The sequence below is a fragment of the Flavobacterium tagetis genome (genome assembly GCF_016735615.1).
Lineage (GTDB): Bacteria > Bacteroidota > Bacteroidia > Flavobacteriales > Flavobacteriaceae > Flavobacterium > Flavobacterium tagetis.
In genome coordinates, this window is record NZ_JAERSF010000002.1 from 1,392,387 (window position 1) to 1,404,271 (window position 11,885).

The following is an 11,885-nucleotide window of genomic DNA, read 5'->3' on the forward strand; positions in this document are numbered from 1 at the left end:
AAACAGTATAATTTCATTAAAATGAATTTCGTACTGTAATAGTACAATATATATTTGTTATCAAGATGTGAAATTACATTAAATTAATGAATATGAATAGAGAGAAAGTTCAAATTTTTGACACCACTTTGCGAGATGGTGAACAAGTTCCAGGATGTAAGTTAGATACTAAGCAAAAATTAGTTATCGCAGAACGACTAGACAAAATGGGAGTTGACATTATCGAAGCAGGCTTTCCTGTGTCAAGTCCAGGCGATTTTTTATCGGTCTCTGAGATTTGTAAAATTGTAGAAAATGCAACCGTCTGCGGACTAACAAGAGCCGTAAAAAATGACATTGATGTTGCGGCAGCTGCTTTAAAGCATGCTAAGAAACCTAGAATCCATACTGGAATCGGAACTTCAGAATCTCATATACTCCACAAATTACAAACTACGCCTGAAGATATTATTGCAAGAGCAAAATTTGCTGTATCACATGCTAAATCTTATGTAGAAGATGTTGAATTCTACGCAGAAGACGCTGGTAGAACAGATAATGCGTTCTTAGCTAAAGTTTGTGAAGAAGTTATTAAATCTGGAGCAACTGTATTGAATATTCCTGATACTACTGGATATTGTCTTCCAGAAGAATACGGAGCAAAAATTAAATACTTAAAAGAAAACGTAAAAGGAATCGAAAAAGTAATCCTTTCATGTCATTGTCATAATGATTTAGGAATGGCAACTGCAAACTCAATTGCAGGTGCTATAAATGGAGCAAGACAAATAGAATGTACTATTAATGGTATCGGTGAAAGAGCTGGAAACACGGCACTTGAAGAAGTGGTAATGATTTTCAAACAACACCCTTACTTAAATTTGGATACAAACATCAATACCAGAGAATTAAACGAAATGAGTCGTTTGGTTTCTGAAAGTATGGGAATGATTGTGCAGCCAAATAAAGCGATTGTTGGAGCAAATGCTTTTGCACACAGTTCTGGAATTCACCAAGACGGTGTAATCAAAAACAGAGCAACTTACGAAATCATGGATCCGTTAGACGTCGGAGTAAATGAATCTTCAATCATTTTGACAGCAAGAAGCGGAAGAGCTGCTTTGGCTTACCGTGCTAAAAAAGTAGGTTACGAATTGACAAAAGTACAGTTGGATATCGTTTACATCGAATTCTTGAAATTCGCTGACATTAAAAAAGAAGTTGTAGACGCAGATATTCATCAAATTATAGAAGCGTCTAAAATAGAAGTTAATATCTAAAAAATAAACTAGGAACAATAAGGATTTAAAGACATAAATAGCGAGAGATTATGAATTTAAAAATTGCAGTTTTACCAGGAGATGGAATTGGACCTGAAGTAATATTACAAGCTAAGAAAGCTTTGTACGCCATTGGCGAAGTGTATAATCATGAATTTGTTTTTGAAGAAGCGCTGATGGGAGCTGTTGCTATCGATAAAACGGGAAACCCTTTACCAGAGCAAACTTTAAATCTGTGTTTGAATACAGATGCAGTTTTGCTTGGTGCAATTGGAGATCCTAAATACGATAATAATCCAAACGCAAAGGTTCGTCCGGAACAAGGATTATTGAAACTGCGAAAAGAATTAGGATTGTTTGCTAATATTCGTCCTATAAAACCTTATAAAGCCTTAATAGAATCTTCTCCTTTAAAAAGAGAAATTATTGAAGGAGCTGATTTTACAATTTTTAGAGAATTAACAGGTGGAGCTTATTTTGGAACGAAAACACTTAATGAAGAAGGAACACATGCTTCAGATTTATGTGAATATTCAGAAGAAGAAATTACTAGAATTGCACATTTAGCTTTTAAATCGGCACAAAAGCGTCGCAAAAAGTTAACAATGGTGGATAAAGCAAATGTTTTGGAAACTTCAAGGTTGTGGAGAAAAGTAGTTCAGAAAGTGAGTGAAGAGTATTCAGATGTAGCATTAGATTTCTTATTTGTAGATAATGCAGCAATGCAGTTAATCTTAAATCCGAAACAGTTTGATGTGATTTTGACTGAAAATTTGTTCGGAGATATTTTATCTGATGAAGCTAGTGTAATCACGGGATCTATTGGTTTATTGCCATCGGTATCTTTAGGAGAAAAAAATGCTTTGTTTGAGCCAATTCACGGATCATATCCGCAAGCAAAAGGAAAAAACATTGCCAATCCGATTGCTTCGATTCTAGCGGCGGCACTTTTGTTAGAACATTTTGGATTAACTAAAGAAGCTCACGTAATCTATAAAGCGGTAGAAAAAGCAATTGAATACAAAGTAGTTACAGTTGATTTGAAACCAGATTCAAAATTTGGAACAAACGAAGTAGGAGAGTTCGTTTCTAATTTTATTTTCAGCAAAGACGATTTGCTGTATTTCAATAATGACAATGTAAGTATTGGACAATCTACAATTGTTTAATATTTTTTGTTAAAATGTGAAGATAATCACAAGAAGTGTTGTAAATGTTGAGATTTTATTTTTTTACTTCCAGAAGTTTATATACTTTTGTAACACTAAAAAATAAATGATGCAAATCTCAATTATTATTACTTCTTTCGTTGTTGTCAATGTGATTCACACATCTGCATCGGGAATGTTATAAATATAATTGAAAGACTATATTACAAACCTTCCAAATACTGGAAGGTTTTTTTTTGAATAAAAAATTAAAAAAAATAAAACTATAATGGAATTAAATAAGTACAGCAAGACCATCACACAAGATCAAACACAGCCTGCGGCACAAGCTATGTTGTATGGAATTGGTTTAACTGAAGAAGATTTAAAGAAAGCACAAGTTGGTATTGTGAGCATGGGTTACGATGGTAATACTTGCAATATGCACTTGAACGATTTAGCAAAAGATGTTAAAAAAGGTGTTTGGGATGTAGATCTTGTCGGACTTATTTTTAATACCATTGGTGTCAGTGACGGTATTTCTAACGGAACTGAAGGTATGCGTTACTCACTGGTTTCTCGTGACGTAATTGCAGATTCTATCGAAACTGTTGCCGGAGCGCAATGGTATGATAGTATTATTGCAATTCCTGGTTGCGATAAAAATATGCCTGGGGCATTGATTGCAATGGGAAGATTGAACCGTCCGTCAATGATGATTTATGGTGGTTCTATTCACTCTGGAAAATGGAAAGGAGAATCTTTAAACATTGTTTCAGCTTTTGAAGCTTTAGGAAAAAAAGTAAAAGGAGAAATTACTCCAGAAGATTTTAAAGGTGTTATTCAGAATGCTTGTCCGGGAGCAGGTGCTTGCGGTGGTATGTACACTGCAAATACAATGTCTTCTGCAATTGAAGCATTAGGGATGAGCTTACCTTATAGTTCTTCAAACCCTGCTTTAAGTCAGGAAAAAAGAGACGAATGTCTTGAAGCTGGAAAAGCAATAAAAATATTATTAGAAAAAGATATTAAGCCAAGAGACATTATGACTCGTAAGGCTTTCGAAAATGCTATTACAATTGTAGCTGTTTTAGGTGGTTCAACAAATGCTGTTATGCACTTAATCGCAATGGCTCACTCAGTTGGAATCACAATCACTTTAGATGATTTCCAGGCAATTAACGATAGAACACCAGTATTGGCAGATATGAAGCCAAGTGGTAAGTACATGATGGAAGATATTCACGAAGTTGGAGGTATTCCTGCAGTAATGAAATACTTATTGAAAGTTGGACTTATTCACGGAGACTGTTTAACGGTAACAGGAAAAACAGTGGCTGAAAATTTAGCTTCAACTCCAGATTTGCAAGACGGACAAGAAGTAATTCATGAAATTCAAAAAGCATTAAAACCAACAGGAAATATCCAAGTTTTATATGGAAATCTTGCTTCTGAAGGTGCTGTAGCAAAAATCAGCGGTAAAGAAGGAGAGTATTTCGAAGGACCAGCAGTTGTTTTTGAAGGCGAATTTGAAGTAATTCCAGGTCTTCAAGCCGGAAAAATTAAACCAGGTAATGTAGTCGTCATCAGGGGTTGTGGGCCAAAAGGTGGTCCGGGAATGCCTGAAATGCTGAAGCCTACATCTGCGATTATTGGAGCTGGATTAGGAAGCAGTTGTGCACTAATCACAGACGGTAGATTCTCGGGCGGTTCGCACGGTTTCGTGGTAGGACACGTTACACCAGAAGCATATGACGGTGGTGGTATTGCACTAGTAAAAGATGGAGATTTAATCGCTATTGACGCTGTGAAAAATACAATCGACCTTAAGATATCTGACGAAGAATTTGCAGCAAGAAAAGCAGCTTGGGTTAAGCCAGCTTTAAAAGTTGACAGAGGGGTTTTACTTAAATACGCTAAGTCGGTTTCTAGTGCATCTACAGGATGTGTTACCGATAATTAATTATAAAAAAATCAAAAATCAATTTCAATAGCAATTCAAACTACAATTGTTATTGAAATTGATAAAAAAAATATACTATGAAAATATCAGGGGCAGAAGCCGTTATAAGATGTTTATTAGCAGAAGGAGTAGATTTAATTTATGGTTATCCAGGTGGAGCTATAATGCCAGTTTACGACGAATTATATAAATTTCAAGATCAATTACACCACGTTTTAGTACGTCACGAACAAGGTGCAACACATGCAGCTCAAGGTTATGCAAGAGCTACAGGAAAAGTAGGAGTAGCCATTGCTACTTCTGGGCCAGGAGCTACAAATTTAGTAACTGGTATCGCAGATGCTCAAATAGATTCAACGCCATTAGTATGTATTACTGGACAGGTTGGAAGACACTTATTAGGGTCTGATGCATTTCAGGAAACAGATATTATCGGAATTTCGACTCCGGTAACAAAATGGAATTTTCAGGTAACTGAAGCTTCTCAGATTCCTGAAATTATGGCAAAAGCATTTTATATTGCTCGTTCTGGGCGACCAGGACCTGTGTTGGTTGATATTACTAAAAACGCTCAGTTTGATGAGTTCGAATTTAGTTATGAAAAATGCACAGGGATCAGAAGTTATGTTCCTGTTCCAAAATTAAATTTAGATAAAGTTGCCGAAGCTGCAGCTCTAATCAATAGTGCAAAAAAACCTTTTATTGTTTTTGGACAAGGAATTATTTTGGGTCAGGCAGAAGCAGAATTTAAAGCGGTGGTTGAAAAATCTGGAATTCCGGCAGCTTGGACAATTTTAGGTTTATCAGCTTTACCAACAGATCATCCTTTAAATGTTGGTATGTTAGGAATGCACGGAAACTATGCGCCAAATTTACTAACAAACGAATGTGACGTTTTAATTGCTTTCGGAATGCGTTTTGATGACCGCGTTACAGGTAAATTAAGCACTTATGCAAAACAGGCAAAAGTAGTTCACTTTGAAATTGATCCAGCAGAGGTTGATAAAAACGTAAAAACAGAAGTAGCTGTTTTAGGAGATGTGAAAGAATCTTTAGCTGCTTTATTACCATTGTTAGATGCAAAATTGCACGATGCTTGGCACAATGAATTTAAAGAGTTAAGCAAAGTTGAATACGATTCAGTAATAAAAGAAGAATTAAATCCAACAAATGGTAAAGGAATTTCGATGGGAGAAACTATCGAAATGATCAACAAACACTCAAACGGAGATGCTATCATTGTATCAGATGTAGGTCAGCATCAGATGTTTGCATGTCGTTATGCTAAATTCAATTCGACTAAAAGTAACATTACTTCAGGAGGTTTAGGAACTATGGGATTCGCATTACCTGCTGCGATTGGTGCAAAAATGGGTAAACCAGAACGTGAAGTAGTTGCAATTATTGGTGATGGAGGTTTCCAAATGACAATTCAGGAACTTGGAACTATTTTCCAAACAGAAGTTCCAGTAAAAATTGTGGTTTTAAACAATGAATTCTTAGGAATGGTTCGCCAATGGCAGGAATTATTCTTTGATAACAGATATGCTTCAACAAAAATGATTAATCCAAATTTCATTGCCATTGCTGAAGGATACCATATCAAATCTAAAAAAGTTACACAACGCGAAGATTTAGATGCAGCGGTCGCTGAGATGCTAGCGTCAAAAGATTCATACTTCTTAGAAGTTGTAGTCGAAAAAGAAAACAACGTTTTCCCAATGATTCCAACAGGAGCTTGTGTATCAGAAATTAGATTAAGTTAAGAAAAGTTTCAATCCCGATAGCTATCGGGAAAATAAAACTAAAAAAACAAATGGAAGATAAAACATTTACCATATCGGTATACTCAGAAAATAATGTGGGTTTATTAAATAGGATATCAGGAATATTCTTAAAGCGTCACATTAATATATTAAGTTTAAATGTTTCAGAATCAGAAATAGAGAATGTTTCAAGATTTATTATTGTAGTAAATACAACTGAAAAATGGGTTCAGAATATTGTAGGCCAAATCGAGAAACAAATTGAAGTTATAAAAGCATTTTATCATACAGATGAAGAGACTATTTTCTTAGAAAATGCTTTGTTTAAAATTGCTTCAAGCTTATTGTTTGACGAGAAGCAAATTCAGAATATCATCAAAGAAAGCCAGTCTACAATTGTAACGGTTTCTCGTGATTTCTTTGTGATTTCAAAATCAGGAAGACGTTCTGAAATTGAAGAATTATACCAAAAGTTCAAACCATACGGAATTATGCAGTTTGTGCGTTCGGGAAGAATATCTGTTTCTAAACAAAAAATGGAGATTTCTGCATTGTTAGAAACCTTTAAATAATAAAATCTTAGTTATATATAATCAATATTAAATTTCATTTCATTAAATATTAAAACAAAAATGGCAAATTATTTCAATACATTACCACTTAGATTACAATTAGAACAATTAGGAGTTTGCGAATTTATGGAGCAATCTGAATTTGCAGACGGAATTGCAGCATTAGCTGGAAAAAAAGTTGTAATTGTTGGTTGTGGAGCACAAGGTTTGAATCAAGGTTTAAACATGAGAGATTCTGGTTTAGACATTTCTTATGCATTGCGTGCAGATGCAATTGCAGAAAAAAGAGCTTCTTATAAAAATGCAACTGAAAATGGTTTCACTGTAGGAACTTATGAAGAATTGATTCCAACTGCAGATTTAGTTTGTAACCTTACACCAGACAAACAGCACACTGATGTGGTAACTGCTATTATGCCATTAATGAAACAGGGATCTACTTTATCTTATTCTCACGGATTCAACATTGTAGAAGAAGGAATGCAGATTCGTAAAGACATCACTGTTATTATGTGTGCGCCTAAATGCCCAGGTTCTGAGGTTCGTGAAGAGTACAAAAGAGGATTTGGAGTTCCAACTCTTATCGCTGTTCACCCAGAAAACGATCCAAATGGATTTGGTTTAGATCAAGCAAAAGCTTACGCTGTAGCAACTGGAGGACACAGAGCGGGTGTTTTAAGATCATCTTTTGTAGCTGAAGTAAAATCAGATTTAATGGGTGAGCAAACTATTCTTTGTGGTTTACTTCAAACAGGATCTATTTTATGTTTCGATAAAATGGTTGAAAAAGGAATCGATGCTGCTTACGCTTCTAAATTAATCCAATACGGATGGGAAACTATCACTGAAGCTTTAAAACACGGTGGTATTACAAATATGATGGATCGTTTGAATAATCCTTCAAAAATCGAAGCTTACGAATTGGCTGAAGAATTAAAAGATATTATGCGTCCATTATTCCAAAAACACCAAGACGATATCATTTCTGGAGAATTCTCAAGAACTATGATGATTGACTGGGCTAATGACGATGTTAACTTATTAAAATGGAGAGCTGCAACAGGAGAAACTAACTTCGAAAAAACAGCTCCACAAGAAGCTCCAATCTCTGAACAAGAATATTTTGATAATGGAGTATTGATGATTGCTATGGTGAAAGCTGGTGTTGAATTGGCTTTCGAAACAATGACTGAAGCTGGAATTATTGAAGAATCTGCTTACTACGAGTCATTACACGAATTGCCATTAATTGCAAACACTATTGCAAGAAAGAAATTATTCGAAATGAACCGTGTAATTTCAGATACTGCAGAGTACGGATGTTATTTATTTGATCATGCTTGTAAGCCATTATTGACTGAATTCATGAAAAAAGTAGAAACTAATATTATTGGTAAACCATTTTCAACTTCAAACGGAGTAGACAATGCTGTATTAATTGCTGTAAACAAAGAAATTCGTCAGCATCCTATCGAAGAAGTAGGAGCTTGGTTGAGAGAGTCTATGACAGCAATGAAAAAAATTGGATAATTAAAAAAAGGGAATTCCCGCAGAATTCGATTTTGCGGGATTTGCACTGTATCAATGATTTGTAATATTTTGAATTAGTAAGCACTTATTAAGATAATAGATATAGATGCATGTTGCGTTCACTTAACTTCAGTGAGAGAGTTAAGTGAAAGCGGATCCCTAAAATTGGGGTATATTTTGCTAAAAAATATACTTGTTGAAATTTCTGTTTTAATTAATAAAGTTGCTGCTATTTTCAAAATAGAGAAAAATTTTGCAGTGCGGTTCGCAAAAATTAATTGTTATTGAAATTTGTTAAATTAAAAAAGGCATAATATATATTTATTATGCCTTTTTTTGCCCTTTCTAAATTGCATTAAAAATAAAATTTTAAAACAAACGCAAATAATTATCATATTTTATCAAATAAATGTTCTTTTTTGATAAAATTTATAGATTAAATTATTTCACGGATACGTTCAGATTTAATACATTTATAAAAAAATTCAACAAACGATGAGCTATTACAAAATTGAAAATTTAGAACAATATTTTAAACATTACAATAAGTCAATAAGAGAGCCAAGAAAATTTTGGGGAAAAATAGCTGAGGAGAATTTCACATGGTACCAACAATGGGAAAAGGTTGTTGATTTTAATATGGCTGAAGCAGAAGTAAAATGGTTTACAGACGCTAAAGTTAACATTACCAAAAACTGTATTGATAGACATTTAAGCAAAAGAGGAGAGAAGACGGCAATTATTTTTGAACCGAACGATCCTTCTGAAGAAGCTTTACATATAACGTATAATGAATTATACGAAAGAGTTTCAAAAATGGCAAATGTCCTTCGCGAGCAAGGTGTTCGTAAAGGAGATAGAGTTTGTATTTACTTGCCAATGATTCCAGAATTGGCTGTTGCTGTTTTAGCTTGTGCTAGAATTGGAGCAATTCACTCAGTTGTTTTTGCTGGATTTTCAGCTTCTGCGGTTTCTGCAAGAATCAACGATTGCGAGTGTAAAATGGTAATTACATCAGATGGAGGTTATAGAGGAAATAAAACAATTGATCTTAAAGGAATTGTAGACGAAGCTCTAGAAACTTGTCCTTCTGTTACAAAAGTTTTAGTCGCAAAAAGAACTAATACTAATGTTAAAATGAAAGAAGGTCGTGATATTTGGTTACAGCCATTATTAGACGCGGCTTTAGATAATAGTGTTGCTGAAATTATGGATGCCGAAGATCCTTTGTTTATTTTATATACTTCAGGATCAACAGGAAAACCAAAAGGAATGGTTCATACTACCGCTGGTTATATGGTTTATACTGCGTATACCTTCAAAAATGTTTTCAATTACGAAGACAATGATATTTTCTGGTGTACAGCAGATATCGGATGGATCACAGGTCACTCTTATATATTATATGGTCCATTATTAAACGGAGCTACAACTGTTATTTTTGAAGGAGTTCCTTCTTATCCAGATTTTAGCCGTTTTTGGGATATCATCGAAAAACATAAAATTACACAATTCTATACTGCACCAACTGCAATCCGTTCGCTAGCAAAAGAAAGTTTAGATTATATTCAAAAATATCCACTTAAATCTCTTAAAGTTATTGGATCTGTTGGAGAGCCAATCAACGAAGAGGCTTGGCACTGGTTTAATGACCACGTAGGAGATAAGAGATGTCCGGTTGTAGATACTTGGTGGCAAACAGAGACAGGAGGAATCATGATTTCGCCAATTGCTTTTGTTACACCAACAAAACCAACTTATGCTACTTTGCCATTGCCTGGAATCCAACCAGTTTTGATGGATGAAAAGCGTAATGAGATTGAAGGAAACCAAGTAGTTGGAAGTTTGTGCATTAAATTCCCTTGGCCTGGAATTGCTAGAACAATTTGGAATAATCACGATCGTTACAAAGAAACTTATTTCTCTGCTTTCCCAGGGAAATATTTTACAGGAGACGGAGCGTTAAGAGATGAAGTTGGTTACTACAGAATCACCGGTAGAGTAGATGATGTGGTAATTGTTTCTGGACATAATTTAGGAACTGCACCAATTGAAGATGCTATCAACGAACACCCAGCTGTAGCAGAATCTGCGATTGTTGGATTCCCACATGATATCAAAGGTAACGCATTATATGGTTACGTTATTCTGAAAGAAACAGGAGAAGTTAGAGATAGAAATAACTTAACAAAAGAAATTAATCAGTATATTTCTGACCACATTGGACCAATTGCAAAATTGGATAAAATTCAATTCGTTTCTGGTTTGCCAAAAACTCGTTCTGGAAAAATCATGCGTAGAATTTTGCGTAAAATAGCAGAAGGTGACCATTCTAATTTTGGAGATACTTCAACATTATTAAATCCAGAAATTGTAGATGAAATCATCAAAGGTAAAATTTCTTAATTGAAAATATAAAAGCCTCTTAGTTTTAAGAGGCTTTTTTTATAATACGATTAGAATCGCTTCTGGGCTTTTGTGGAAAAATGGATGTGTATTAGTTTATTGTACAACTTTTGAATTTACATCGTTTACAAAAATAAGAGGTTGCATATTGCTTAAATTTGTAAGTGACAAAATCCCGTTTTTATTTTCATTAATCCCGTTTATTTTAAAACAAAACTCATTTCCGTCTTTGTCGCGTAAAGTCAAAAATTCAGCGGTATCGTCCGAAAAGTTGTGACAGCTGTGCGAGATGGTGTATTTATACATTACTTTCATTTGGTTATTGTTGTAATTATAAACTCTTCCGTCTTGAGTAAAACTCCATTTTGTATTTCGATTAGTGTTTGAATACCAGTTTCCTAGAATACGCTTAGATGAAGGATCTTGATTTTGTGCAAAAATTGCTGGTGCTGAAATCAGGAATAGCAACAGAAACAATAACTTTTTCATGGTTTGCTTATTATAAATATTTGACCATAAAATTACAATTTTACTTAATTTGAAAAATAAGTGAGTTTGTAAATTTCTGTTAATAAAAAAATGCCTCTTAAATTATCAAGAGGCATTTTCTTTATGTTATTAATTAGAATTTGTATTTAAAAAATTTACTTGATTCCCAATCTAGATTTTAGTTTTAAAAACAGAAGTCCAATTCTATAGGCATCTTCAGAAGAAGAATTTCTATCGCTTTTTGGTATTTTATAAATCCCGCATAAATCATCAAGAGAAAACTGTTTGTCATTTATATCTGTCAATTTTCTGTACATAACATCTACATCAAGAGCTTCATTTTTTAGTCGGCCACAATCTAAACGTTCTAGAGCGGCATTTAGCATTTCAATATCAAAATTGATATGATGCCCAACTAAAATAGAATTTCCAATAAAATTCACAAAAGCTTCAAGCGCATCAGGCTCAGGCATTTTTATCATTTTGCTTTCAATGATAAATTCATTAGAAAGTCCGTTGTCTTGAAGATATTTGTATTGCAATAAAACTGTCTCGAAATTTTCCTTAATAACAATGCTGTCATCAATAATAGAAAAGGCTCCAAGGGATAAAATAACATCCTTATCCGGATTTAAGCCAGAAGTTTCAGTTGATAAAACAACAAACTTATTAGGTTTGGTTTCGAATTTAGTTAAATAATCTTTCCAGAAATCTGGATAGTCTTTATTGATGTTTTTTAACCAGTCTAGCAT

Annotated in this window: 9 protein-coding genes; 7 read left to right on the top strand and 2 right to left on the bottom strand. The window is 34.1% G+C overall.

The features are described 5' to 3' along the window. The first annotated feature begins 92 nt into the window (after positions 1–92). From JI750_RS13435 to acs, 7 genes are all read left to right on the top strand, one after another. Positions 93–1,259, top strand: coding sequence for a 2-isopropylmalate synthase (locus tag JI750_RS13435; RefSeq protein WP_202002676.1), 1,167 nt, complete (start codon positions 93–95; stop codon positions 1,257–1,259). A 50-nt stretch (positions 1,260–1,309) separates the two neighbouring features. Beyond that, on the top strand, positions 1,310–2,428 hold the full coding sequence (gene leuB / locus JI750_RS13440; protein WP_202002679.1) for a 3-isopropylmalate dehydrogenase: 1,119 nt from the start codon (positions 1,310–1,312) through the stop codon (positions 2,426–2,428). 268 nt (positions 2,429–2,696) lie between these two features. Beyond that, positions 2,697–4,370 (top strand): dihydroxy-acid dehydratase, encoded by a 1,674-nt coding sequence (gene ilvD / locus JI750_RS13445; protein ID WP_202002682.1) that lies wholly within the window; start codon positions 2,697–2,699, stop codon positions 4,368–4,370. Between the two features lie 77 nt (positions 4,371–4,447). Beyond that, entirely contained in the window at positions 4,448–6,136 is a 1,689-nt protein-coding gene (ilvB, locus tag JI750_RS13450; RefSeq protein ID WP_202002685.1) for a biosynthetic-type acetolactate synthase large subunit, read from the top strand. A 50-nt stretch (positions 6,137–6,186) separates the two neighbouring features. After that, positions 6,187–6,708: an acetolactate synthase small subunit gene (gene ilvN / locus JI750_RS13455; protein ID WP_111291077.1), complete on the top strand. Its 522-nt coding sequence runs from the start codon at positions 6,187–6,189 to the stop codon at positions 6,706–6,708. A 60-nt stretch (positions 6,709–6,768) separates the two neighbouring features. Next, positions 6,769–8,238: a ketol-acid reductoisomerase gene (gene ilvC, locus JI750_RS13460; protein ID WP_202002688.1), complete on the top strand. Its 1,470-nt coding sequence runs from the start codon at positions 6,769–6,771 to the stop codon at positions 8,236–8,238. A 495-nt stretch (positions 8,239–8,733) separates the two neighbouring features. After that, positions 8,734–10,644, top strand: a complete 1,911-nt coding sequence (acs, locus tag JI750_RS13465; RefSeq protein WP_202002691.1) for an acetate--CoA ligase — start codon at positions 8,734–8,736, stop codon at positions 10,642–10,644. Positions 10,645–10,740: 96 nt separating this feature from the next. Here the strand turns inward: acs and JI750_RS13470 are convergent, their stop codons facing one another. Together JI750_RS13470 and JI750_RS13475 are read right to left on the bottom strand one after the other, a co-directional pair. After that, the gene (locus JI750_RS13470; RefSeq protein WP_202002694.1) at positions 10,741–11,133 is read right to left on the bottom strand and encodes a hypothetical protein; all 393 of its coding nucleotides are present in this window, start codon (positions 11,131–11,133) and stop codon (positions 10,741–10,743) included. Between the two features lie 155 nt (positions 11,134–11,288). Further along, a complete protein-coding gene (locus JI750_RS13475) occupies positions 11,289–11,885 on the bottom strand; it encodes a 3'-5' exonuclease (RefSeq protein WP_202002695.1) in 597 nt (198 codons plus the stop codon).